The organism is Kordia sp. (assembly GCF_965224175.1).
GTDB lineage: Bacteria > Bacteroidota > Bacteroidia > Flavobacteriales > Flavobacteriaceae > Kordia.
In genome coordinates this window covers 119,715-144,689 of record NZ_OZ245041.1, presented here as the reverse complement: position 1 = coordinate 144,689, position 24,975 = coordinate 119,715, and the positions used below count along the sequence as shown (strand labels likewise).

At 29.5% G+C, this 24,975-nt stretch carries 22 protein-coding genes; 3 read left to right on the top strand and 19 right to left on the bottom strand.

Annotation, left to right across the window (positions count from 1 at the left end; translation table 11 throughout):
• Nucleotides 1-293: 293 nt before the first annotated feature.
• The 9 genes from ACOQOS_RS00665 to ACOQOS_RS00625 all read right to left on the bottom strand — a co-directional run bounded on the left by ACOQOS_RS00665 (nucleotide 294) and on the right by ACOQOS_RS00625 (nucleotide 12,564).
• A complete protein-coding gene (locus ACOQOS_RS00665; protein WP_420573035.1) occupies nucleotides 294-2,018 on the bottom strand; it encodes a hypothetical protein in 1,725 nt (574 codons plus the stop codon).
• Complete coding sequence (locus ACOQOS_RS00660; RefSeq protein ID WP_420573034.1) at nucleotides 2,015-3,895, bottom strand: hypothetical protein; 1,881 nt, start codon at nucleotides 3,893-3,895, stop codon at nucleotides 2,015-2,017. The genes ACOQOS_RS00665 and ACOQOS_RS00660 overlap by 4 nt, the downstream gene beginning before the upstream one ends.
• Nucleotides 3,896-3,986: 91 nt before the next feature.
• Nucleotides 3,987-4,274 (bottom strand): hypothetical protein, encoded by a 288-nt coding sequence (locus ACOQOS_RS00655; RefSeq protein WP_420573033.1) that lies wholly within the window; start codon nucleotides 4,272-4,274, stop codon nucleotides 3,987-3,989.
• Nucleotides 4,275-4,375: 101 nt separating this feature from the next.
• The gene (locus ACOQOS_RS00650) at nucleotides 4,376-6,874 is read right to left on the bottom strand and encodes an NACHT domain-containing protein (protein WP_420573032.1); all 2,499 of its coding nucleotides are present in this window, start codon (nucleotides 6,872-6,874) and stop codon (nucleotides 4,376-4,378) included.
• Between the two features lie 4 nt (nucleotides 6,875-6,878).
• Nucleotides 6,879-8,045 (bottom strand): hypothetical protein, encoded by a 1,167-nt coding sequence (locus ACOQOS_RS00645; RefSeq protein ID WP_420573031.1) that lies wholly within the window; start codon nucleotides 8,043-8,045, stop codon nucleotides 6,879-6,881.
• Nucleotides 8,046-8,283: 238 nt separating this feature from the next.
• On the bottom strand, nucleotides 8,284-9,975 hold the full coding sequence (locus ACOQOS_RS00640; RefSeq protein WP_420573030.1) for a hypothetical protein: 1,692 nt from the start codon (nucleotides 9,973-9,975) through the stop codon (nucleotides 8,284-8,286).
• A gap of 329 nt (nucleotides 9,976-10,304) precedes the next feature.
• A complete protein-coding gene (locus ACOQOS_RS00635) occupies nucleotides 10,305-11,411 on the bottom strand; it encodes a DUF6920 family protein (RefSeq protein ID WP_420573029.1) in 1,107 nt (368 codons plus the stop codon).
• 149 nt (nucleotides 11,412-11,560) lie between these two features.
• On the bottom strand, nucleotides 11,561-12,004 hold the full coding sequence (locus tag ACOQOS_RS00630) for an acetyltransferase (protein ID WP_420573028.1): 444 nt from the start codon (nucleotides 12,002-12,004) through the stop codon (nucleotides 11,561-11,563).
• Between the two features lie 92 nt (nucleotides 12,005-12,096).
• Nucleotides 12,097-12,564 carry a hypothetical protein gene (locus ACOQOS_RS00625; RefSeq protein ID WP_420573027.1) on the bottom strand — a complete coding sequence of 156 codons (468 nt, stop codon included), beginning with the start codon at nucleotides 12,562-12,564 and terminating at the stop codon, nucleotides 12,097-12,099.
• Between the two features lie 835 nt (nucleotides 12,565-13,399).
• Here ACOQOS_RS00625 and ACOQOS_RS00620 point away from each other — a divergent pair.
• The 3 genes from ACOQOS_RS00620 (at nucleotide 13,400) to ACOQOS_RS00610 (ending at nucleotide 19,227) form a co-directional block, all read left to right on the top strand.
• Entirely contained in the window at nucleotides 13,400-13,615 is a 216-nt protein-coding gene (locus ACOQOS_RS00620; protein WP_420573026.1) for a hypothetical protein, read from the top strand.
• 609 nt (nucleotides 13,616-14,224) lie between these two features.
• Nucleotides 14,225-17,728, top strand: coding sequence for a T9SS type A sorting domain-containing protein (locus ACOQOS_RS00615; RefSeq protein ID WP_420573025.1), 3,504 nt, complete (start codon nucleotides 14,225-14,227; stop codon nucleotides 17,726-17,728).
• A gap of 209 nt (nucleotides 17,729-17,937) precedes the next feature.
• Complete coding sequence (locus tag ACOQOS_RS00610; protein WP_420573024.1) at nucleotides 17,938-19,227, top strand: tetratricopeptide repeat protein; 1,290 nt, start codon at nucleotides 17,938-17,940, stop codon at nucleotides 19,225-19,227.
• Nucleotides 19,228-19,279: 52 nt separating this feature from the next.
• On the opposite strand, the gene ACOQOS_RS00605 is transcribed toward ACOQOS_RS00610, so the two are convergent.
• From ACOQOS_RS00605 to ACOQOS_RS00560, 10 genes are all read right to left on the bottom strand, one after another.
• Entirely contained in the window at nucleotides 19,280-19,645 is a 366-nt protein-coding gene (locus ACOQOS_RS00605) for a hypothetical protein (protein ID WP_420573023.1), read from the bottom strand.
• A 36-nt stretch (nucleotides 19,646-19,681) separates the two neighbouring features.
• Nucleotides 19,682-21,337, bottom strand: coding sequence for a MutS-related protein (locus tag ACOQOS_RS00600; RefSeq protein ID WP_420573022.1), 1,656 nt, complete (start codon nucleotides 21,335-21,337; stop codon nucleotides 19,682-19,684).
• A 196-nt stretch (nucleotides 21,338-21,533) separates the two neighbouring features.
• Complete coding sequence (locus ACOQOS_RS00595) at nucleotides 21,534-22,136, bottom strand: MarR family winged helix-turn-helix transcriptional regulator (RefSeq protein ID WP_420573021.1); 603 nt, start codon at nucleotides 22,134-22,136, stop codon at nucleotides 21,534-21,536.
• 54 nt (nucleotides 22,137-22,190) lie between these two features.
• Complete coding sequence (locus ACOQOS_RS00590) at nucleotides 22,191-22,454, bottom strand: DUF2024 family protein (protein ID WP_420573020.1); 264 nt, start codon at nucleotides 22,452-22,454, stop codon at nucleotides 22,191-22,193.
• Nucleotides 22,455-22,456: 2 nt separating this feature from the next.
• Nucleotides 22,457-23,179 carry a hypothetical protein gene (locus tag ACOQOS_RS00585; protein ID WP_420573019.1) on the bottom strand — a complete coding sequence of 241 codons (723 nt, stop codon included), beginning with the start codon at nucleotides 23,177-23,179 and terminating at the stop codon, nucleotides 22,457-22,459.
• A gap of 49 nt (nucleotides 23,180-23,228) precedes the next feature.
• Entirely contained in the window at nucleotides 23,229-23,462 is a 234-nt protein-coding gene (locus ACOQOS_RS00580) for a thioredoxin family protein (protein WP_420573018.1), read from the bottom strand.
• Nucleotides 23,463-23,533: 71 nt separating this feature from the next.
• The gene (locus tag ACOQOS_RS00575; protein ID WP_420573017.1) at nucleotides 23,534-23,875 is read right to left on the bottom strand and encodes a gamma-glutamylcyclotransferase family protein; all 342 of its coding nucleotides are present in this window, start codon (nucleotides 23,873-23,875) and stop codon (nucleotides 23,534-23,536) included.
• Nucleotides 23,875-24,180, bottom strand: a complete 306-nt coding sequence (locus ACOQOS_RS00570; protein ID WP_420573016.1) for a hypothetical protein — start codon at nucleotides 24,178-24,180, stop codon at nucleotides 23,875-23,877. The genes ACOQOS_RS00575 and ACOQOS_RS00570 overlap by 1 nt, the downstream gene beginning before the upstream one ends.
• Before the next feature lie 22 nt (nucleotides 24,181-24,202).
• Nucleotides 24,203-24,406, bottom strand: coding sequence for a helix-turn-helix domain-containing protein (locus ACOQOS_RS00565; protein ID WP_420573015.1), 204 nt, complete (start codon nucleotides 24,404-24,406; stop codon nucleotides 24,203-24,205).
• 2 nt (nucleotides 24,407-24,408) lie between these two features.
• Nucleotides 24,409-24,930: a DUF2975 domain-containing protein gene (locus ACOQOS_RS00560; RefSeq protein WP_420573014.1), complete on the bottom strand. Its 522-nt coding sequence runs from the start codon at nucleotides 24,928-24,930 to the stop codon at nucleotides 24,409-24,411.
• Nucleotides 24,931-24,975 lie beyond the last annotated feature (45 nt).

Below are 24,975 nucleotides of genomic sequence, written 5' to 3'. Positions count from 1 at the left end.
TACACTAAACCTAATTTATTTAGTGTAGAGTTGTATATAGTTACCTTAATTAATACTATAATAGGTCTATTTTAATTAGTTATTATTTACACTGCTGCGATTCGTTGCTAATCATTGTAGATTGTTGCTATTCTTGTTGCGGGTTGTTGCAAACTGTTGCGGCATCGTCCTAAAATTATATTCAAAGATGGTTCGCAAATAATGGTGTGTAGCTGTACAAATTAGGCTATCATTTAAGTCATATTTTAAAATAAACTTTTAAGTTCAATAAGGTTCTTTAATTCTTATATATTTCATTCAACACTCCTCCATTTATCAGGAAAATAAGGCGTTTTAAAATAAATATGAGCAAGATTTCGTAAAAATGGATAGCCAGCTTTATCTGTGCGATATTCATATTCAAACTCATTTATTCTTTTTTGATAATCAAATTTGAATTGTTCAAAATTCATATCTTCATTAAAATTATTGTAGAGCCTAATGTCTCTTTGATAGCCGTCATTAAATCTAGGATTGGAAAATAACTGTTCCTCAAGGTCATCTTCTGTATTTTCGATTAAATGTTTTGAGATAGAATTTTTTCCGTGATGTGGAGTAAATATTCCTAAATCAATCTCATTCTCAATAATGAATTTTCTAACTCTATTATAGTCTTCTTCTAAGTTTAATATAGCAGTATATTCTACCAAAACCGCTAAGAGTGGACTAGTGCTGTCAGAATAATAGACTGATTTTTCTCCAGTGATAGTAAATCGAATTACATTTTCATAACTGTTATTAGCATCGGGTATCCTGTTGTATTTTTCTTTTCCATTTATGATATAATTTAATACAATTTGTAAATAATTGATTGCACTTTGTTTTTTGTTAAGGTTTAAATAAATATTTAAAATATTGATGATAGGAATAGAATTTATGTCAATTAATGGGCGGAAGGAAACACTATTAGAGTTTATGACCGAAGACAATATATTGTTTAATTCTGTTTTGTTAACTTCTGGTTTAGATAAATCAATATTTAAAAGAAATGTTAAATATTCTAAGTATTCAAAAGTTCTTTTCGTATATCCTATTTGCTCGTATCTTCCAGAGCTTTCTGATGATAAACCATCTTTTATTCTAGCTATTTCTAAAGTTCTAAGGAAATACTCTGTCAAAATAGACAAGTAAAAATTTAAAACGTTATTGAAATATTTAATAATTTTTGAATGTTCCTCTAATTTGTTTTTTAATATCCAGTGCCAATAATTTATAACTAAATGGGTTAAATATCTTTTGGCAATATCGAGGTTATTATATTCTTTTGCTTCCGTATAAATTATAAATGCAATTAGCTTAAGAGTTTCAAACAATAAAGTCCACTTTCTAGGCAACTTACCTTTATAGACTTTCCATTCATTCTTTTTAAATAAATCATCTATTAAGCGAATAAAGTCTTCTGAAATAGTATCGGAAGCGTTCAAATTAATTAATACTTTATTAAAGATTTTGATAGAATTTTGGTCAGTCAGTAGATAAGCGCCAAATAACGAATTAGTAAAAAGCGTAGTGAGATGTGAGATTCCCCATCTTTGATATTGAATATCTCCATTTTGAGGAAATTCTTGTAATACAAAACCCTCGTAGACCTCTCTAATTTTCCCGCTAATAACTCCATTGTGAACCAGTACAATTTTCTTAGGTAGTTTTTCAAAGTTTTGATAGGAAGTAGAGAAGTTTACATATTTTGACTCAGTGAGAGACTGTTTTATTCCGTATTCTTTATAAAATGTAGTTTTAGTTACATGTCTATCTTCCCCACCTTTAAGCTCAAAATAGAAACATTTTTTTATTCCATCTTCATCTTTCCCAACAGCTACAATATCTTTTCCATATTCATTTAAACCTTTGTTTTCCGTTGGCTTAGACAAAATTTCAAAGCTCAAAGAGGTCAAAAGAATTGGGAAAATTTTATTAAGTTCACTCTCTTCTGTTAAAGATTCTAAATACGATTTAACAATTATTGGTTTAATATTCATTCTATAGTATTCAAATTATGTTCATACAAGTCAGGATTAAGATAACTCTGACGATCAATTAGTATACTATTCTCAAATTTTCCCAAAGGAGTAACTTCTCCTTCACGTATCATCCAAGAATTTCCTCTGACAATAATAGAAGTTTTTGATGTTTCCCAAAATGTACCTTTTCCATTTCGAGCTTCATTCATTTCTTTTGTGTTTTGTTCATGTTCCAAACGATAATATAAGTTCATCAAATCTCTTTCATTTTGATACGGATTTAAATCGTCAATAGTTTCTTTTAAGTTTTTTAGTTGATTGTAATCATCTAATGCTTTTTTGATTGGCTTTAAAAACTCTTTATCTTTTTTGCTTTTTCCGATACTATTTTCAATTTCATTGTAAACTGCTTCATGGTATGAGCTAAATACCTTTTGAGCTAAATACTGTTGCAAATATTCTCGAACTCTTTTGAGTTTAGAATTTCTTAGAGGTAAAATTAATGGAAGTAATTCATCAAATGAGTGAGGATGTTTACAAACATTATTGATTACGTTCATTTGATGTTTAGCATTATCTAGTTTCAAGAAGTCTACTTGATATATTCCAAGATTCGCAGAAAATATAACCATGACACCAAGCATTCCAAATACAGGATCTTGTTTAAAAAGATCTAAAATCTGCTCTTCTGTTTTTTGTTGATTAACACCCCAAGCTTGATGAACTCCATTTTCAAAAAAATTCATTCGGAAGCGATAGTTGGGTTTAAGACTGAAAAGTCCCATCATTATATCAAAAACATAGGCAGGCTCACTAAAGTCACTAAAAAAACTTTTTATTTTACTAAAATCCTGTGTCTTTGATAAATACAAATGAAATAATTTATATTTTTCAGCTTCATGATTTTTAATAAAAGAAATATCTTGATAAGCCCTTTTTACTATTTCATCATTTCCATTTTTTAAGAATTCAGCATAAAGCTTAAAGGCATTTTCTTTAATACTTTTTTTAGTGTACTCATTCTCAATAATATTACCAATAAGGTAAGATTGTTGAATTGCAATTTCTATATTCTCAAATTCTAAATCTCCAATTTGGTTAAATGCATTTTCTACATCTTTTTCACTCTTATACTTTATTCTTCCCAAAATACTCAAACAATGAATTACACTTTTATCTCTGAGTTTAATTATATTTTCTATAATCGAAATTTCTCCTGAATTATAAAGACCGATAAGTAAATCGGAAATGAAATCTAAAGAGACATCGTTCTCGTAACAAAAACTTAATAGTCGTTTGCTTTTTTTAAGATTCCTATTGGGAAAATTACGTAAGCCACTAATCACATCGTGTCTTCTATCTTCATTACTCCATAACTCTTCAACTATCTCAACGATTTCTTTTTCGGAATAGTTTGAGTTTGGCAAAAACCTGAAAAATATTCGTTCAAAAGAGGATAAGCGGTTCTTTCTTTTATATTCATCATTTAACGACAACAAAAACTTTTTAACATCTATTCCTTTTTCTGAAAGTATATAAAGAATAAAGGGCTTGAAATCTTCAAAAATTACATTAAATGAGTTTATTACCCTTTCAGAATTATACTCTTTTTTTAAAAACGCTTCAAATTCTTTAATGAAATTAAAAGCTTCCAAAATATTTAGTGTTAGTTTCTTCTTGAGTTTAATTTCAGCAATTTCTAAAACTATAGTTTGTAGTTCAATAGAATCACTAACAACCAATAAACTATCCTTATCTTCTTTAACATAATGTAAAACTCCGTATTCAATCAATAATTTATAATCAATGACATCATTTTTAGAATATTCAGATCGTCTAGTATTAAAATAATAGTTTATGAAACCTTTTATAATCTGTGATTTAGTTTTTAACATGATTTCTTTTAATATCGATTATTCTTCAATCAAATTATCAATTTCATTCTTATATTCGGTCATAAACCAATCTATTGATTCGCCTGATTTTTTAAGTTCTTCTTCTAGCAAATTTAAGACCTGCTTTGTATCTCTTGTAAGTAAGTCTCTTTTCTTCATAACTGCTGAGAAATCTCCGCAATTCAAGTATTCCTTCAATTCTTTTGGACAATTCGGGGTTGTTTCCACCACCTTCTTTGCTAATTCTTTTAATTGTTTCGTTTCCAATTGTTTCAAACTCTTCTTCAAGTTCTCTTTCTTTTCGTTGAGCGTAAGTTCCAAATTCTTCAATTTTTCTTGTAATATCTTCTCGTCTTTCTCGAAACTTTTTTTGATTCATAATAAAATATATTGTTAGAAAGTAAATATTAACTTGTGAAATTTATTTGATTTTTCTTATTTTTTTAACAATTTAGAATAAGAAATTTCACCAAGTGTTATTTACCTAACCATTTCGTATAACCTTGTATTTAGTGTATACAATATGTTTGAAAAAGAACCTTGTACTAAATAGTCAGTTATTTCAGGACGGTATTTTTTTGAGATATTTATTTTTTCAATTCCTTGAAAATCTGAAAATTCTATTAATTCTAGATCTTTTACTAGTTCCATAAATTTATCTAAAGTAACAGGAAGGTCGGAGAACGTTCTAAATTTCTGAACAAAAGGAACTTTGCAAGAAGTGTCTGATAAAGTGTAGTTTTGTGACTGTAGATAGTTTCTACGCCAGAAAAAATCTATAAATTTTGATGTCAAAATATCTACTTCTTCTTTTATAGAAATGTCCTTACCCTTTGATTTATTGAACTGTTCTAAAAATTCAGAATCCATACCTACATGAGAAGAAAGATTAAAGATTGATTGACTATTAAATCCAAAATTTGTATACTGCATGTCAACAACCCATTGTAATGATTTCTGCAATGTTTTTATTCCTAATTCGCGAAAGCTACAGTTTATGAATTTATTACCTTTGTCTTCTGTATTTCCCCAAAAATATGGATATTTATAGAAGTGGCAATTTTCAAATAATTTTATCCCATTAAAATCAAACTCTACTTTTTCCGTAATATTGAACATACATAAATGCTTTACCTCATACTCTCCATAAACTTTTTTTAATAATTTAGTATTTTCAACTTTACTTGGCTCAAGCCTCTCATATTTTAAAAATTTCTTATTAATAGCATAAATAATATTAAAAACTCCAGAATAGAGTTTTATTTTTTTTCTTAAAGAAAAACTTGAATCACTTATTTTTTCTATTAAAAATTGAATATATGTAATTTCTTTATCACCCCATGATTTAACTCTTTCTGCTATGTCAATCACTAATTGAGAACCAAAAGAACAATCCTCTAGGATTTTTAAAAAATCATCTTCAAGTTCAATGAGTTTATCCAATTCTAAATCCAAATAAAAAGCTAGATAAGTAGCTTTGAAAAAATCTACTAGAAAATCATATGTAAACTTTATAGCACCATTAACTTCAGTCAATAAAGGATGAGATGAAAAAGACTTTGTAAGTTTGTTAGTCTCAAAATCTTGAGATGTACTAATGTTTTTATTGATACCAAAAAAAACTGATTCCTCAAGTTCTTCAAGATTTGTTAATCCATTTTTAACAATCGATATATATTGAAAAACCTTTACTTGCTCATCTATACTAAGATTTGTGATTCTTGATTTCCCTAATAGATAGTTTTCTCTGAAGCACATTTTTGCTATGATATAATCCGTTGTATTTTTTTTGGGATTTAATATTCTAGTGTTTAATTCCTCCTTTAATAAAACATCATCTCTAATTATTTTTGTTATTAAATCCAATGCATAAGGATGATAAATGTTTTTAGATTTTTCATCATTATTTTTATGGAAATCTACCGCCAAGTTAAGCGCTTTATCATATTTTCGTTGATTAGTTTCCTTATTAAATGTAAAGTGGAAAAAATCTTCAGTTTGTTTCTTATCAAAAGATAATAGATTTAATATTTGAATATTATGATCAGTAGTTTCCCAAAACTCGTTTCTACAAGTAATAATAATTTTAGAATTTTTTATTTGCTGATTGTATTCATTCACAGAGTCTAAAAAGTCTGAAATCTCAAAATTATTTACTTTTGAAATAAGCTCATCGATACCATCAATAATCAAAAAAATATTTCCTGTATCTAAATTGTATCTGAAATATTTTTCATCTAAAAAACTTTGTCTATTAATTGATGATTGATAAATATCATATAAATTAATTTTAGAGTTGTCTTTATAATCATCAATCAATCTTCTTTTAACTTCAACCGAATTGATTAGTATATTTTTAGTGTTTTCATTTACACTTGTTATAGTGTTAGAGAAATATTGTGCAATCGTTGTTTTACCAATACCAGCTTTACCTATTAAAACTAATACTGGGCTATTATCTTTTTTATACCAAGAACTAATGAAATTTTGATCTGCTATTCTATATACATTCTCATTAGTTTTCAAATCCTTTTCAGATATGGTCGTATTTATAAAAACCTTTGGAGTATCGTATGTAATTTTAGAAAAATTAATTCCTGTCTTTTTCTCACTAATTTCTTTTAAAATATCCTCAACGAAATCAATATGTGTAGGTGTTATAATTTCTTCTATTCTATCAATAAGATTTGGACTATTCGATTTATTCCTTGATAAATAAATGAAAACCCTAGTTTTAAATATTCTACGATGATGCTTAAAAAGGTAATTAGCTGTAGTAATTGAATTAGTTCCTTTATTAAAAAAAATATGAATATTATTCTCATCTCTTCTCTTGTCAATTTCTACAAAGTAATCATAGCTAATTGTTCCCTCTTCTGAAAAGCTATTCATAGATTTGTCAGAAAAATACCTAAATTCAGAACTACTTGTATTATAGTCTTCTAATAAATGCTTGTAAAAATCTAATTTTCTTTTCATATTTTTAGTAATTTGATAATAGCTTTATAATAGCTTTATGATAGTCTTCGTTTTCCTTGTTTGATTTGCGCCAACATTCGTAAAATAATTTTCGAAATTCATTGAAACTTTCGGGTTCTATTTTAATAGTTAAAGACTTTATTATTTTAGCCTTCAATCTTGATTCTTCGTAGTACTGTAAACTATTATTAAAAATAATTTCAAATGCGGTTTGTAACTTATCTTTATCAAAAGATTTTAGACTATGATTTAATTGATTTATGATTGAATCAAAAAGGATTTCAAAAGAGTCTATATTATTGTTTGTAAAAACAATAATATCAAAGAAATTATTAAAATATTGATTCAAATATAGTATGTCATTATTTTCAATAATTTTCAAGAAAATGTCATTTAAAGATTCTAAATTATTAATTGCTTTTTCCTGAGAAATAAATAGATAAATCTTTAAAACATATTTGTTGAGGATAATTAGATCAGATATTTCATGTCTTAAATTATAATTAATTGAATTTTTAAACACATGATCTTTTTGGATTAACAACTTAAAAAATGTTGAATTTGGGACATCTATATTGGTTAATATATAACTGTGTTGATTGCTAAGTTGTGAATAAATAAAATTATCACATAGAATCGAATTATTGTTAGTATGTAATAATTCAATTACAAACTCAAAATTATAAGAAGCCGTTTCTTTTAAGAATAACTTGTTTCCAATTACTTCCTCCAATAAGATAACTTGGAAAGAGTCACTTTTTTTATTCGTTAATTTTTTGAAATCATACTTCTCTAAATAATTAAATAAGTTATGATATTCTTTTTTAGCTAGAAGATAATTATAAAACTGAAGTACTTTGTCTTTATTCTTCTTAGGAAATGAAGCATACAATATTTTATATAGAAACCATACAATCAAGATAATTGAGATAAAATATGCCCATGTGCTTGCACTAGGGAAATTTATAAATTCAAAATAGTTTAAGAAGTCTAGGTTTTTAGACCACCAATCATAAAATATCAGATAATTTACAATAATGAAGTATAAGAGTATGAAAAAAAAGTCAAGAGTAGAGAACTTATTGAGAATAAATTTTCTCTCACTACTGTCGAGAAAGGCAATTATTGCTAAGAAAATACCAATAAGTGACAATAAATCTGAAACACCCATTTAGTACTTTGATATTTTGTTAGTAAAATTCATTTTGAACATTTAATCTAAATTTTACATAAATATAAGATAAAGATTACCTTAAACAAATGTGGTTTTCCGTAAGGAATTGTATTTTATTTATATTTATCGTAATTAAATTCTATTAGGAAACAACAATAACAATACTTTTCACAACTACAACAACTATATTATAAATAGTAGAGCATCAGTATCAACTTTAAAAAGCCTTTTGTTGTTACCTATAAAAATCAAATTCTTTATTAGTCTCTATCTCAATAAATCTAGGCACTTCTGATACAAAATAATTCGGAATACCTTTATTAGTTTCAATATAACTAAACACTTGTGGTAATGTGATTTCTCCTTTTATGTATAATTTGATTTTATCACGCACCTTTTCTTCGTTGGTTTTCTGTTTTCTTCTGTTGCTAGCTTTTGTTGCGTTTTGTTGCTTTCTTGTTGCACGCATATCTTTGTACTTTTGATTTTGCTTGAGCCATTGGAGCGTATAAGCAAACCCACCTTCATTTGCTTGTTTTCGTGTCATGTCAAAATAAATACATGGATAATGAATACGATACACTTCTTTACTTTTGAAGAAACGTTTTGCACGACTAATTCTATAGGTTAAAAAGCCAAACATGTATAACAAAGTTTCCTTTCTTGGAATACTTCCATTTGGATTCCGTAAGTATTCATCATCAATTTGAATATAGGCATTGTGCCAACTTCCGTAATACACATTCATATCTTTCCAGATAGGAGCAGCCATTTTCAAAAATAGTTGTAATAGTAACTCTCTAAATTCTTCTCTTGACATTGCTCCATTGATTGCTTCAGTTTCTAATCGTCTATTCATATTAGAAGCTGAAAAGCTATAGTTGTCGTAATGATGTCCTGTTAGTGATTGCAGTAATACACTTCTATACTGTATTTGACCTCTTAAATACTCTGATAGTTTATTTTTTGGGAAATTTTCGCCGCCGCCTAGTTTGCCTACGTTCTGATTGGAAGTTTTTAAGGGTTCATCCTTTTTGGTGATCTTGTAAGTGTTCTTGTTTTTGCCATCGGCAAAAGAATTTACTTCCGAATTATGGGAATGGTTATCAACATTCCCTACTTTCTTTATTATTTCTTTAGTAAATGTTCTTGTATCTTCACTTTTATCCCGAAATTTTTTCGTTATAAAATTTGTAACTGATTGATTATCATTTGAGATTAACAATTTATCATGCATTTGAAAAATAGATGGATTGATAAAGAAATTAACAGGTTTTTTAGTTCCATGAAAACTATAATCCGTTATGATTCCTGAATCACGTAATCGATATATATGATTTTGAACAGTACGCGCTGTATACAATATTCTAGGCTGTCCATCATTGGTTAAATTAGCAATACTTGTCGATGTTGTTTTAACTTTTGGGAAGCAAACACCTAGAGTTGTTTCTAAAGTCCTTAAATGATTGCGTAAATCAGTTAATTGATTTCCGTATTGCCATAGAATGACCTCAAAAGTGCGTTCATGCATGGCTCCAATCTTTTGATACTTTCGTTTAGAAAGTAATAACATATTTCCATTTTGAGTTTCAACAAGTTTGTTGTAGTCTTCGGTTGAATACCATTTGGTTTTAAAATTATTTTTGCTCCTATTATCAAAGTTAGACTTAGCAACAACAGCTTGTTGCTCTAGTTTATTTGTTGCAACAAACTGTATAACTCTTTTGTTGTAAGCTAAAACTTCTTTATTACGCTGCTTTACTAAATCATTATAATTATTTACATAGCTTCGATATCTCTTTAACATTTGTAAACGATCTTCACTTAGTATATAAGGACGTAATGTTTTCTTAGGAATTTGATCTTTAATGATGATGAAACTACTACCATTAAAAACCGTAGTTGTTTTGTTGTGGTCTTGTTGCATTATCAATGTTTTAGGAAGCGATTAATAATGCAGCATGCTCTTTTACAAACAGACTAATTTTCTTCAAATCCTCGACCAAAAAGTTCGATTTTAGAAACCTTGGGGGTACAAATTGGACAAAATTTTCCTAAAATGGAAAATTTTGTCATTTTTAGGAAAGTTATCTTCTGCTTTCTTGTTCATAATTAACTATTGTTTGAACGTTAATTATTTTTTTCTTGTCAGGAAACTTATTTTTTGATTGTTATGTAATTACTAATCTTAAAATTTTAGATTTGAGTCAAAAGTCTTGCTTTTAGTGCTGCTTTGTCTATTTTTCATTTACATTGTCAGCCATCTGACATTTTTTTTATGTCGTATTGAATATCCGTAATTTTCAATTTTAACCAGATCCATGTACCATTCTCCAATTCCCAACTTGCTTCACATTCAACAGGTATTTTTATTCCATTTCTTTCTTCACTTTTGGTTGCTTTTACAGTCCATTTAGTAGGCTCAGTATCGTCTGAATCTTTATAACGCATTGATACGAATTTTTCAAAATTCCCTTCTGTATCAAAATGAAACTCACCAGAACCTTTTGCTCCATTATATTCCATTGTTGCTCTGGCAGAATAATCGTCTATATTCTCCCATTTTAAGTATTGACTCAATGAAGCCGAAGGAAACCATACGATTTCCGCCAAATATCGTTGTAACGTTGCTTGATTTACTTTTTCGTTATCCTTTGCTTTTGCAACAGGAATAAGTGACAGGAGTTTAATTATCATCTCACCTTTGCCATCTTTAAATTTATCTCTACCAGAAACACTTAATATTGAGTTCATTTTAGTATTAATATTCCAAATGAACGCAGGTGGTTGCATAGTAAAAAATTGCTCAGCAGAACCATTCTTCCAAGTTGTTTGTTCTGGTTTTAATTTGAGTTGTAACTCTTGAGTTATATATACGTTAGAAATTACTTTTTTACCAATAGTTCCGCTATTAGTTAACCATTTTTGAATAATTAACGGTAAGTCAAGTAAGCTTTTTGGGGTAACAATATTTTCGTTTTTGATTTGCGAATTTTCAAATTGTTCTATTCTTTCTCTTTTGATTTTCTCTTTAAAATTGAAGTTTGAATATCCAATAATTGTCGCTAATAGAATAATTACATTCACTGCAGTACCCAATTTTGCATCACTCCAATAGTTTATGATTAAAAACTGGGAAAGAATTATTGCAATAATTCCAATAATCCACCAATAATTAGATTGAATAATTAATAGAACTGAGGTAATTGTGAAAAAAAGAAAAGTAAACAACCATATTATTCCGAATGCCTTATTGATCGGATGTGAAATTGCGTTGAATTCGAATATACTAAATGCTTTCAGAAAACCGAATAAATGGATAACTCCGTGTATTGCAATCAATATTGTTAAAACTATTCGCATTGTTTCTTTTCCTTGTGACTAATAATCTCGTATTATATAGGTGGTTACGAGTTAATATGTATTATTTTTTGGTTTAGAACTGGCTTTCAAATTCCGAGTAGATTCAGACCTAGTCGAATGCTCGTAATTATGCTTCTACATTCTTGATTTTAGTCATTTTTTAGTTTCATATGTAAAATTGGATAAGGCTTTCCAGAAGAATCTAATTCAGAACGCTTAATAACTTCAAACCCGAAATGTTTGTAAAATCCGACAGCTTGTTCATTTTGCTCATTCACGTCAACTTTTATCACGTTCAACTTTTGAATTGAATACTCCAAAAGCATTTTCCCTATTCCTTTTCCTCTAAAATCAGGATGAATAAATAACATTTCCAGATTTTGATCAGCCACTCCAAGAAAACCAACTATGTTTCTGTCATTATTCCTAATACATTTTAGTTCAACCGCATCTAAATAAGTATTTAAAATTAGTGGTTTAAAATATTCGATATCTTCCTCTTTTAAAAAATCGTGTGTCGCGCGAACTGAAGCCTCCCAAATTTCTACGACTTCTTTATATTCTTTTTTATTAATATTATCTATTGTATTCATTTTGTTTTAATTATAGCCAACAGTCACGACTATGAGTGATTACATGGCTTAGTACTTAATTTAGAAGTATACACCAAACTGAAAACAAACAATTACTTATAGCTGTTATTATACAACGTTTTTATTTTTTTAATTCCGAAGTGATACAGGCAGAAAATAGTCAAAACAACTATAATTTTCCCTAGTAACCCTGTAATTATAAAACCTGTATCAATTCCGTATTCATTATTTAAAGTCCAACTACTGGGTAAATAATCTCTATGAATTGTCGTAATTAGAATCACAAATCGTTCAAACGTAACAACAAATAGTAAACTTATTATAATTCTATTAATTAGATATTTTTTTATGAATTTTATTCGGTATGCTTGAGTCAGCAAAAACCAAAATATTGGTTGAATCCATATTGCATAAGCATATTTTCCTGTTAATCGTTCATAGTATTCAGCTTTTTCGGTTTCATTTTCCAATCCATAGTAGAAAATAAAAATTCCGATAATCCACAATAGAAGCCAAACAAAACCTAAATAAATAATTAATTGAACTGCACTTTTGTCCAATTCTGATATATTTTTTTTGTCCTTTAGAAAGGTTTTTATAAGGAAATAAATGATTGAGTAAAATCCGAAACCAACAAAAATGTCAATCCTAATAAAGTCAGTTATAAAATTTAATATTTCGCTCAAGTTTCTGTTTTTATTAAATGTGGTACAACGTTAACATCACAGGTATTCCTGTTATTTCTACCATAACCAAACCAATGTTTATTTTAAGAATTTAGTTATTTTTAAAACTACTGTTTTCTTACTCAAAGTCAAAATCATCTAAAGTTTTTTTAATGTTTTCAATACTAGTTTGCGTAACATGTGTGTAAATTTTGGTGGTTTTGGAATTTTGATATCCTAATGTGTATTGGATATATCATAAACTAACGTCTTTTTCTTCGTTATTTTTTGTCTTCTTCTATTAGCATTTTTGTTCTATCATCAATGTTTTAGAAAACAATATTAATATGAATTACGGTGTTCCCGTAAATGGGTATCATTTTGATTTTGTACATTTTAAGCATTGTTTAATCAAAATTTTATACCATGAAAAAAAGAAATCTAACTTCACTTAAATTAAACAAAAAATCTGTTTCAAATTTACATGTCAAAGCCGTTAAAGGAGGTTGTCCAACAGATGCCTGCCCGACAAGAAATTGGCAGTGTCAACAATCGGGTCCAAATTGGAATCAATGCTGGTAATTCTTATAGCGAACTTCGGTTCGCTTTTTTTTATTTCTAAAAGTTATAATTTATTACTGATACTTTATAAAGCGTCATTTACTTTCTTTTTTTACCGCTACTTTTTATTGTTACTTGTTTTCATATTTAATTTTTAAAACCATTTATTATGAAAAAAAACATTAAGAAACTTGGCATTAAGAAAATAAATGTTGCCAATTTAAGCACAGAATCAGCCATATCAATAGTTGCAGGTGGAATAAAACGTTCTAGAGCCTTAGGTGGTGAATGTTGGTATTCTAGACACAGAGATTGTACTTTAGCTGGTGAATCTAATAATGATGTAACATGTGAAGCATCTATTTGCTACAGATGTTACTTTTAATTTTATTAAAAAAGTGATCGAAATTTCGATCACTTTTGTTTTTTAATGAGACTATTAGACAGCTAAATCACTGTTTAAATGTTAATTACGGTATAACCGTACACAGTTCATATTTTGTTTTTATAATTTTCTATCTAACCAAAACCTTAAATTTATGTTAGATAAGCTTTCTAATTTACAAGGAGTACAAACATTGAATAAAGAAGAACAGCAAACCATTCTCGGCGGAGGCAATTGTTGCCTTAGCTGGTGTGCTAAACATTGTCAGTATCATTAAAATTATGTACAGCGAACTTCGGTTCGCTTTTTCTTTCTTCAAACTTATTCTTTCAAGTTAGCATTCTCGTATAATTTTGTTTGGAAAAATTCAATAAAGAATCCTACAAAAAACTAATATATTTATCTCCTTAAGTAAATCTTTTAATTTTTAAAAAGTATAACTATTCAAATAGTATAATTAAGTAAATTTCCTTTATTAATGTTTAAAAGCATTAATACCGATTTACAATTATTGTATTTTTTATAAACTATCAATCCTAAAGTTTTAATTAATCAATATCGTTCTCTATTTTTGAACGACTATTAAATCTTATCACAAGTTAACTTTTTATGCGAAAAATTATTTTTATTCTTTGTCTATTCTGTGCTCAATTAGCAATTGGACAATGGCAAAATCTTAATTCTGGAATAAACGATACACTCACAGATGTTGTCTTTTTTGGAGATACTGGAATGGTTTCAGGTCATAACGGACTTTATTACACATTAACTGGTGGTGATGGAAATGCTAGTTGGCAACGATTTGAAATTACTGACAATTCTGCAAATTCAACATTATACAATAATACTGTATTTAAAGCTTGTTATGCAAAGCCTAATAATACAAATGCTAATTTCTCTATATATGCCGTTGGACAAAATACTGTGACAAACAAAGCTATCATCATGGAAATTAATTTTCCTACGTTAGATTATAATATTACTTCTTTAGACATAAATAATAGTGATTTAGTAGATATTGATTATTGTAGAAATTTTAGCCGTTTTTATGCAGTTGGAAACGCTGGTTTAGTTGTATATTTTAGTAATGACATTACTAATAATACAATTTTAAATACTCAGATTACTAACGATTTAACTTCGATTAGTTTTAATTATAGTGGATATAGAGCCCGACTAGGAAGTATCAACGAGTATTTCTTCATGACAACAGCTGGTCATACATATACATCAGTTCCTACGCCTAATGAAACTCATAAAGATATTGCATATAAGAGCAACTCTTTTACATATTCTGTAAACGAAAACTACATTAGATTTAATTATGGAACTAAAATTATCATATCTGAATATGATTATGGTCCGTTAAATGGAAATACTATATATACCAGATCTGGTTATCACTTTATTGGAACAGATCATGGTATTTTTAAATCCAATCAAAATGAAACTCTTTTAGAATGGCAACCTAGTTCGTTAAATCATAATATTAATTCCTTATGGAATGCGAGTAATGAAGTTACTATGTATGCATGCGGTACAAACGGTGTTATTCTAAAAAATGATGCTCCAAATGACGCAACCAAACCATATGTTAGAATTTTATTTGATGGAGATTGCCTTTCTGCTGGTTCATCAAATATTGATGCCGTATTTGGTACTTCTGATTCTTGTAGTTGGTATATTAACAATACACTTGTAAGTACAAATTGTGATGATATTAATTATAATTTTGATACAGCTGGCATTTACGAAGTTAAATTAGTTCTTAATAATGACGGTCTCATTACGGAAGATGTAAAAAATGTTCATATTGTAAATCCGCCTTTAGTAGACAAGCCTTTTTCTATTTTAGATACAATTTTGTGTAAAGAAGAATCCTTAGAAATAACTATTAATAATACAGAACCCGATGTTAAATATACGCTAAAAAAAGTTGGAACTAATGCTAGCTATGGAACCAGTGATGTTGGTAATGGAGGTACTTTAGTCTTCAATTCTGAGTTAATTAACGAAACAGGAACGTTCTATCTAGAATCTTCAAATGTATATGCTCCTTCTTGTACTAGAAGTTTCACAAATACATTTGATATCATCGTAGAGCAAACTAAAGCTGATTTTCATGTCGATTTAATCAACGCTACAACGAATGAAGATGTTAATTTTTATGAGAATACTATAGAAGCAGATACTTTTAATTGGTCGTTCACAAATGCAAATACACAAACAAGTACAGATCCAAATCCAATCAACTCTTTCAACACTAGTGGAATTCATGACGTAAGTTTAACAGCCACATCAGCTAACTTATGTGTTGATGATTTTACTACAGATAGTCCTAATATATATGATGAACCTTCAGACGATCAACAATGTTGGTCATATCTAAATGTAAGCGATAGTCCTGCTTGGAATGGTGGTTATACTCCTGATATTTCTCATATTACAAAGGTTTCAGATGGGTATTTAACTGGTGGATATTACCGAAACAACAGTTTTGGTTCCAATCATGGAGTTGGAAAAAATATAATAGAAACTGGTGCTTATTTAACCAAACACGACTTCAAAGGCACGTTAAAATGGTGGGTACGTACTGAAGCTACAATATCATCAGATCGTTCATTAGCAATGACATCTGTAGAAGATTTAAACGGAAATATTTATGTAACCTTAAACGATGAAAGCTGTACATTTTATGACAATTCTGGTCAAGAGATATTTTTAAATAGTGGCGGTAGCATTATAAAACTAGATGCAAGAGGAAAACTAATTTGGTATATGAGTATTAGAACTTTTAATGCTACTGGTTTAAAAATTGATAATGATAATAATTTGATTATATATGGAACTTATGATATATATAATGATTATCAACATAGGGTTCGTTTGAATGGTGTTGAAGTTGATGAGGTTGGTACTATAATATTTCCTGATAGTGGTTACAGATATTGCAATGCTATCATTAAAGCGACTCCAGACGGAACTATTTTATGGGATAACGAAATTTTCTCTACTTCCGGAACTTTTGGCACATCTGCACAAGTTAGAGAAATTGGAATTGATCAAAATAACAATTATTACGTACAAGGAAGGTATAAAAATCATATGTATATATACCATACAGGATCCACAGATTATACTTATTTAGATTTCCATCAATACAATCCTGGCGGAAGTCAATATACACATCTTTTAAAGTTCGATGCTGATGGAGCATTACAATGGACCACAAGAAGCTATACAACCAATGCTGGAGATTATAGAAATATAACAGCAAATGATTCTGAAACCGACGAAAATGGAAATACATATCTTACAGGAAGCAATAACTACGGACCTAGTACGCAACACGTACATACTGCGGAAAACGCTGACGGATCATTATACACCTCTCAAGCAGCTACAACATATTTTATTAAAAAGATTAACGCCAATGGCTATTGCGAATGGTTAGTAGGTGCTGATCAACTAGATGGTTCTTTGAATTCATTTACGAAAGGATACGAACTTGATCTCAACAACAATGAAATCAAAATACTTGGTACTGTAAATCCAAATATTGAAACACCACAAAATATCGAATTTAAGTCTTTAAATGATGACAATATCACTGTTCCATTAGATAAAAATAATATTTTTGTAAACTCCTACTCTTTGGATGGAATTTTATACAAAGTAACTGTTTTTGAAGATCCTCAAAATCCTTATAATAGAGCTTTCTATGGATTCTTTGCCAATAACAGTAATGAATATTATGCATGTACCAATATTGGAACGACCAACTCTAGCTCAGAAAACGATGGTAGACTCAACTATTATAATGATACTTGTGCCGTAATATACAACAACAGTTTATCTGTTGACGAATATGATCGTACATCAGTAGCATTGTACCCGAATCCTACTTCTGGTAAAATAACCTTAAAGGCAGATCAAAATTTTTCTTCTTGTCAGATAAAGGTACACAATCTACTAGGACAGATTATTTCAGATGAAACGCACACATATCAGAATGATATTTCTATTAATATTGATGGCGATTCAGGAATCTATTTTGTTGAACTGATTTTTGATGGAAAAATAAAAACAACTAAAAAAATCATAAAGCAATAAAATACAATTCAAAAAATACAAAAGTAAAATCCCAACAATAACTGTTGGGATTTTTTGCTTCTAAAAACTATAACTTACTTATGTTTATTGAGTGTATTTTACAAATATTGCTTTTACATATTAAAACCATCTACCTTCAAAAGCTTCTCTAGTTTTTTTCGGTATACATTTTGTGCTCATCTATACATAAACCGATTAAAATTGACATAATGAAAACAATGATCACAAAACTCATTACCACTTTTTGTGTGATTCTTAGTTGCACACTAAACGCACAAAACAACTGCAATGAAACACTTTCGCTGTTTGCTGAAAATGTAAAAACAAAACGATTTGCAGAAGCCTCATCACAATTAAAATTTTTACGAAAAAACTGCGCTACACTAAATTACGTGATTTATGCACGTGGAGAAAAAGTACTCGTGCATGAACTAAAACAAGCTACAGACAAAAAACAAGCTGCCTTAGCACTAATTCAACTGTATAAAGATCGATTGCAATACTTTCCCGACAAAACAAAAAAAGGAAAGTACTTACCAAAGATTGGAGCCTTAATGATAAAGTATAAAATCGGCACAATCTCAGAACAATATCAATGGTTTGATGATGCTTTCAATTCAGATAAAAAGCATTTTACAAATCCTTTAAATCTGTACTTCTATTTTGAATTGTATTATAAAATGTATCAATCTAAAACAAATGGAATTTCTCTGGAAAACCTCATCGAAAAGTACAAGGTAATAAAAGACAAATTAGCTTTTGAAAAAACACAAAAACCCAAGAACAGCGATGCAATTGATAAGCTTACAAACAACATGAACGTTTTTATTGAGAAGGAAGCTACTTGCGAAACTTTGATTCCGATGTTTCGAAAAAAGTTTCAAGAAAACGCCAAAAATATAGATTGGCTTCGAAAAGCTGCTGGGCAATTAGATGCAAAGAAATGTGACGATGATGCACTTTTTATAGAAATGGTTGAGACTATTGACGCCGTTGAACCAAGCGCGAACTCAAAATTGTATTTGTATAAAATTCACTCACGAAAAGGAAATACAGAAAAAGCAAATACATATTTAAATCAATACATCGCTTTGGAAACTGACATTAACAAAAAAGGAAAATTCCTTAATAAACTAGGAAAAGACGCAGAAAAATTAGGCAATAAATCAAAAGCACATTCTTATTATGTAAAAGCTTCAAAAATTGCTCCAAACACTGGAAGAACTTATTTAAATCTTGCTAAATTATACGAATCTAGTGCAAATGCTTGTGGAAATGACGAGTTTACGAAAAAAGCAATTTATTGGAAAGCCGCAGAAATGGCTAGAAAAGCTGCGAAAGTTGATCCGAGTGTGAAGGCAGAAGCCAATAAATGGATTAAAAGATATATGTCTTTAGCACCTAATAAAGAAGCTATTTTTAACAAAGGTTTTAAAGGTGGAGAAAAAATTATATTGAAATGTTGGGTTGGTGGACATGTAATTGTTCCTAATCTGTAAAAAATCATTATTTACATTGAAAAGATCAACAATTGCGTTGGTCTTTTTTTGTTTAAGGATAAAAGACGATTTCATCATTATCTGCAGCTTCAGGTTCATCATACGGAACTGCAGCATACCAACTATAATCAGCAATAAGTTGGTTTTGTTTAAGAAGAATATCTGCATCACCAGTGATGACTAAATCTTTGCTTGTCTCAGGAATTTTTAAGGCTGTTGTAAATTTTTCTTTTAATTCATTAAAAAACGGAGATGCTCCGATTTCATATTCGCCCAGTAAAAATTTCATTTTACGATAACTTCCAATCCATTCTGGTCCAAACTCACAATACACAGTCCATTCTGCATAAAAATTGAGCGTTTCCATCTTTTCTTTGAGTGCTGAAAAGTTGTGAATGATGATGATTTCTTCAGACATGATAAAATTTTATGAATACAAGATTGAACAACAAATTTAAAGAATTGTCCCTAAATAAGAATCATCAAGTTTTTTGGAAATTTGCATTGCTTCGTCAATGATTTCTTTTGGATATTGATTGATTTCTAAAATTCGAATCGCGTTTCTATTTTTTAGTTTTCCTTCTTTTAATTTATAATCAAAAGCAACGGTATTTTCTGCTACAATTTCGCTAAAATGGTACAAATCATAGGTTTCCTCTAGCATATCTGTCAATTCTATATCGTGTGTAGACACCAATACTTTGTTATGATTTTTAGCTAAAGCCGATAATACTGCTTTACCAGCCGAAATTCGTTCTACAGTGTTTGTTCCTTTGAATAATTCATCTAGCAAGAAAAGATTCATTGTATTTTTTTTACTTTGAGCAATCATTTCTTTGATCGTTGTCACTTCTTCAAAGTAGTAACTTTTATCATTCATTAAATCATCACTAATTCGTATCGCAGAAAATATCCGCAGTAGCGGAAACGACATAGATTTCGCAAAGCATGTATTTAGCGTCAGTCCAGTAATAATATTTAAACCAATAGCGCGAATAAAAGAGGTTTTCCCAGACATATTAGAACCTGTCAATAATAAAGACTTCTCTCCTATTTGAATATTATTAGGAACGCAATCATAGATTAATGGATGGCGAATTTGATCTGCATGAATTTCGTTGTCTTTTGTAATTGTTGGAATGCAATACGTATCTAAACCTGCACGTAATGAAGCTATAGAAACCAACATATCAACATGTCCAACAAAACTAAATACTGCTTCTATTTCGGTTCTTTTCGTGTTTAGCTTTTGCAATACGCCAAATAAAAGTAATGGTTCTAATAAGAAAACTGTTTTGGTAATTTCGAATAAAAACCAAGCAAAAATGGCGAATTCACCTTGTAGAGTTGCTTCTAATTGAAAAAACGACATTCTACTTTTAACTCCATTGATCAATTGAATGGATTTTGCCAAATTAGGATGCAACTTTTTTAATGAAGTATTTGTAAATAAGTTTGCTGCAACTGCATTTAAGCGCAAAAGTTGCGGAACCGAATTCACATATTGTACTAAGTTCTTTTTATTCCAGTAATGAATGAGAAGATTTACACAAAAAATTCCGACAAGCACTCCAAAGAAAATAGGTTCAAAGAACGAAAGTACTAAAGAAAGTAAACTTAAAAACGAAAGTATTTTTACCACAAAAAACCATTTTGGCGGATGTATGTGTTTTTCCTGAAAAAGCGTACGTATATAAAAAGCGTCTTTATGGTTTAACTTTTCTAACTTTTTCTGAATCGAAATGCGTAAAGCTTCATTTTTAGACAATTCAGCAATAATCTCTTCATCTAACTGGGTTTGTTTTTCATCAGATTCAATAGTCCGTAAATGATTGTATAGATATTGCTGACCGATTTTTGAATGCGTTCGATCTAAAAACATAAACATTTCGTCAAAATCTAGGTCATTACAAGTTTTATCTGATAATGTTTGGTAAACGCCTGAATGATCTTTGTGACGAAAATAGGTTTCTATCATAGTAAAATTGAATGCATCATCTTTTACCGTTCCAAAAGAGGCTTTCAATCTTCCGTTCGTTGCTTTTTTTCGATTTAAAAATAAATTAGAAATCGCGTACTTAATTTGATAAAATAAAGCTTTAATCATCATGCCATTAGTGTAGCTTAGATTCTTTTTGTTACAATAATAGGTCATTAAAAAAAACTCCAACAGTTCTGTTAGAGTTTTTACCATATTTTGATGTTAAGATGTTTTCCTTTGCTGTACTATTTTTACTTTCTTCCTATCTATTTTAGCGTAGTGAACGAAATACTTTTCACTCAATACTTCAAAAACGGAAAATGTATTATTTCGCTACAAATTCTGGACAATCCAATCGAATATCCTTATTCTTCAATATTGCTTGTAGCAAATTGCAGTAGCTTGTATCATTTGTTTTCTGGTAAAATTTACAAGCATAACACGTACGTTGAACCGTTAATACTTCACTTTGGTTGAGTTTATAAATTAACGAGCTTAACGTGTTAAAAAAACTATCTAACTCAGTAGCGTCTAGCGAATCTATCTGTGCTTTTAAAGGAGACGTAAAATCGCTGGTTTCAGCTACAATTTCTTTTCCGTTTTCTGTGAGTTGAATTGTATAGCTACGTTGGTCGATTGGTGAATAGTCTTTGAAAATCATGCCTTTCTTCTCCAATACCTTTATTGCATCACTGATCGTAGGTTTTGTTACGTTAAACTCTTTCGCAAGATGACTTACATTGCAAAGTTCTGAGGCATGAAAAGCTACAAAAGTTACCATTTGTATTTGAATAGGACTCAAGCCAATATGCTTTGCCTTTTTCCAAAGTAATAATTTAAAAACTTCCGAAATACGCTCAAGTCCAATAACAATCTTATTGGAAACGTCTTGTGATACTTTTGGATTGAATGTATTTTGATTCTCCATAAAAAGCCTGCCGAAGTTAATTTTCGACAGGCAAAGTTAGTAATCCTAATTAAATTAATTACAATTTTCCATTTCAATAATAAAATAACCCTTTTCCTCAATCGCGGTTATTACTTCGTCTGAAGCTTTTGCGATATGACAAAATTTACATTCTTTCGTAGTTAATCTAGCTTCTTTAATTGCTTTAGATGCTAAATAATCATTTCCGTAAGAAAATATCTTATCTTCTTCCGTTACATCGCTTGGCACTAAAATATCAAAGTGCATCACACGATTATCTGTACGTTTTACATACGTATCCCAAACTGAAACTTTCATAATTATTGTACTTTATAAGGTAATGACAAATTTCCGCTCGCAACACTAAATACTTCATAAACACCTAACATTGGTAGATTCTTATTACTCGTATTTACTTTCATAAAAGCAGCAACACCATCATAGTTAAAAGTTGTTTTATTGTTGATTCTATAATCAGGAACAATCACTTTTATAGTGTTATTTTTTGTCACTACTGGATATCCTGGAGAATCCATATACATTGGCATTCCTGGATTTGTTGGTGGCAATACAACTGTTTTGTCATCTTTTCGAATTTGCTTTACAGAAAGTCCGCCCGCAACACGTTCGTCTTTGTGTAAAACTACCCAATGCGGATGCCAAACAATTCCATCATTATCAAATATTTTATCTGAATTCTCATCCCATAAGGGCGTATCATCAAAATCTGGATGTGATGTTAGTGCCAAAGCTACAATTCCATCGGTTTTACTAAACCCAACATCGGTTGGTTGCAAGGTTGTCGGAAATACATAGCCCAAAACTGGTGCACCATCAAGTTGTCCTACCTTTATCGGCGTAGTATTTCCTGCTTTTCCAGAAACATTAATTTCCCAAACAGTTACTGCTAAATCTGCTTTGTGACTCACTTTTACTTCTTTGATAAGAAAATCATCATTTATATATGGACTTTCTTGCGCACAAGAACTCGTGCTAATTGCAAAGAAGAATACTGTACTAATTGATACCAAAATTGATTTCATAATTATCCTCTATTTTAAATTAGGACTCCTAACTATTTAAATTAAAAAATTAAGCTTTTACATCTTCAATAGAAGCTCCAAAATTAAGATGTAATACATTTTTTGTTGGTGTTAGCAACGCTGGAACTGACTTTACACCTGCTTTTTCAGCTTCTGCTATTCTGGTTTTATCTTCTCCAATGTTTACGATTTCTACATTGTCGCTTCCAATTAAGTTTACAATGTCGTGTTCTGCACTTACGCATACAGGACAACCTGCATGATAAAAAATTGATGTACTCATGTGTATATTTTTAGTTTTTGCATTATTGCGGAACAAATATAGTTAGGATTCCTAACTTTAACAATTAAATTTTAAGATTTAATATAAATCCATCCTTTTTTTCCAGATTGAAAAGTAGCTTCAACCCTTTTATAATCTGACACTTCGTAACGATCTGCTTGCTGCAATTCTTTTTCAGAAATTTTATATAAAGTTCCAGAAATATGATCATCTGTGTTGTTTGTTTGAATGGCAATTGGATGAAATTCTTCTTGACTGATCGCTAAAACAGCTTCGTCAGTGATTCGCAATTGTTTCAATTTAAAACCAACCAAAGTATCTTTTTCACCAAGTAATTTTCGACCAAATGATTCTAATTGGACTTTTTCAAGTTGTAATGTTCCGTAAGAGAATAAATTGTGTTGTTTTTCCATTAATAAAAAGTAAAGTGTAAAAAGAAAGCAATTTGTAAAAAATAAAATGCTAAAACAATAGCTGCGATCCAAAATTGATAATTCATTTTTTGCTTGTTGACTAAACTAAGCATTAAACATATAAGCGAAGCTAAAAGAAGTAGTAATGTAATTACACTTAAAGCACGCATTACCTGTGTAATACGTTCTGTGTTGTATGCAAATATGTAAAGATGATTCATACTTACGTAGAGTTGTATACTATACATAATCATAATCCATATGGAAAAGTGAAATGCCCATTTGTTATAGTTAATTCCTGTCATCTACTAATAAATTTGCTATAAGTTAGGCAACATATTCCAAAATATCACCTGGCTGACAGTCTAAAGCTTTACAGATTGCTGCCAATGTACTAAAACGAACCGCTTTGGCTTTCCCATTTTTTAATATAGATAGGTTTGATAAAGTAACTTCAACTTTTGCCGAAAGTTCATTGAGTGACATTTTCCGCTTTGCCATCATCACATCTAAGTTTACTACAATTTCCATATTTATACTGTTAATTCGTTTTCCGCTTGCATTTCAACGCCTCTTTTAAATAATTGTGCCAACACATATACAATTCCTGCTAAGAATATATATTCGCTTGCAAAAGGCGCTGCATCAATTTGTGCATATTTTTCTAATCCGATTACATGAGCATTATGCAACATTGCCAAAATCCATACACCAAAAATGGTAACACTGATCTTTTTTAGCAAATCAACAACCGCTTGCGTAAACGGTTTTTCCATATTAATTGCACTCAATAGTTTTGTCATAAACAAAGCAATATACGCTTGCATCAAATAGAGAAAAATATAACATAAAACGATGATGACATAATTAGCAAAATTATAATCTGCATAACGTGATAAATCCATGCCTTTGTATAAATCTTTTGCGGCTTCAGGGTTTTGAATACTTACGCCAAACGACATGATAATTGCGCCTGCTTTAATTAACAATCCAATGAAAGCAAGCCATGCAAGGAATCGCATGAGTTTGAGTAGTTTTTCCGTTTTTGAGTTCATGATGTGATTTTTAGTTACACATCAAATAACGGCAAATTTTTATTG

Bases quoted from the DNA above. Each gene is read 5' to 3' on its own strand.
- ACOQOS_RS00610 (WP_420573024.1), top strand. From the start codon at position 17,938: ATGAAAACAATGATCACAAAACTCATTACCACTTTTTGTGTGATTCTT.
- ACOQOS_RS00645 (WP_420573031.1), bottom strand. From the start codon at position 8,045: ATGGGTGTTTCAGATTTATTGTCACTTATTGGTATTTTCTTAGCAATA.
- ACOQOS_RS00590 (WP_420573020.1), bottom strand. From the start codon at position 22,454: ATGAAAGTTTCAGTTTGGGATACGTATGTAAAACGTACAGATAATCGT.
- ACOQOS_RS00650 (WP_420573032.1), bottom strand. From the start codon at position 6,874: ATGAAAAGAAAATTAGATTTTTACAAGCATTTATTAGAAGACTATAAT.
- ACOQOS_RS00585 (WP_420573019.1), bottom strand. From the start codon at position 23,179: ATGAAATCAATTTTGGTATCAATTAGTACAGTATTCTTCTTTGCAATT.
- ACOQOS_RS00575 (WP_420573017.1), bottom strand. From the start codon at position 23,875: ATGGAAAAACAACACAATTTATTCTCTTACGGAACATTACAACTTGAA.
- ACOQOS_RS00655 (WP_420573033.1), bottom strand. From the start codon at position 4,274: ATGAATCAAAAAAAGTTTCGAGAAAGACGAGAAGATATTACAAGAAAA.
- ACOQOS_RS00665 (WP_420573035.1), bottom strand. From the start codon at position 2,018: ATGAATATTAAACCAATAATTGTTAAATCGTATTTAGAATCTTTAACA.
- ACOQOS_RS00620 (WP_420573026.1), top strand. From the start codon at position 13,400: ATGAAAAAAAACATTAAGAAACTTGGCATTAAGAAAATAAATGTTGCC.
- ACOQOS_RS00615 (WP_420573025.1), top strand. From the start codon at position 14,225: ATGCGAAAAATTATTTTTATTCTTTGTCTATTCTGTGCTCAATTAGCA.
- ACOQOS_RS00660 (WP_420573034.1), bottom strand. From the start codon at position 3,895: ATGTTAAAAACTAAATCACAGATTATAAAAGGTTTCATAAACTATTAT.
- ACOQOS_RS00640 (WP_420573030.1), bottom strand. From the start codon at position 9,975: ATGCAACAAGACCACAACAAAACAACTACGGTTTTTAATGGTAGTAGT.
- ACOQOS_RS00600 (WP_420573022.1), bottom strand. From the start codon at position 21,337: ATGATGATTAAAGCTTTATTTTATCAAATTAAGTACGCGATTTCTAAT.
- ACOQOS_RS00560 (WP_420573014.1), bottom strand. From the start codon at position 24,930: ATGAACTCAAAAACGGAAAAACTACTCAAACTCATGCGATTCCTTGCA.
- ACOQOS_RS00580 (WP_420573018.1), bottom strand. From the start codon at position 23,462: ATGAGTACATCAATTTTTTATCATGCAGGTTGTCCTGTATGCGTAAGT.
- ACOQOS_RS00570 (WP_420573016.1), bottom strand. From the start codon at position 24,180: ATGACAGGAATTAACTATAACAAATGGGCATTTCACTTTTCCATATGG.
- ACOQOS_RS00635 (WP_420573029.1), bottom strand. From the start codon at position 11,411: ATGCGAATAGTTTTAACAATATTGATTGCAATACACGGAGTTATCCAT.
- ACOQOS_RS00565 (WP_420573015.1), bottom strand. From the start codon at position 24,406: ATGGAAATTGTAGTAAACTTAGATGTGATGATGGCAAAGCGGAAAATG.
- ACOQOS_RS00595 (WP_420573021.1), bottom strand. From the start codon at position 22,136: ATGGAGAATCAAAATACATTCAATCCAAAAGTATCACAAGACGTTTCC.
- ACOQOS_RS00630 (WP_420573028.1), bottom strand. From the start codon at position 12,004: ATGAATACAATAGATAATATTAATAAAAAAGAATATAAAGAAGTCGTA.
- ACOQOS_RS00605 (WP_420573023.1), bottom strand. From the start codon at position 19,645: ATGTCTGAAGAAATCATCATCATTCACAACTTTTCAGCACTCAAAGAA.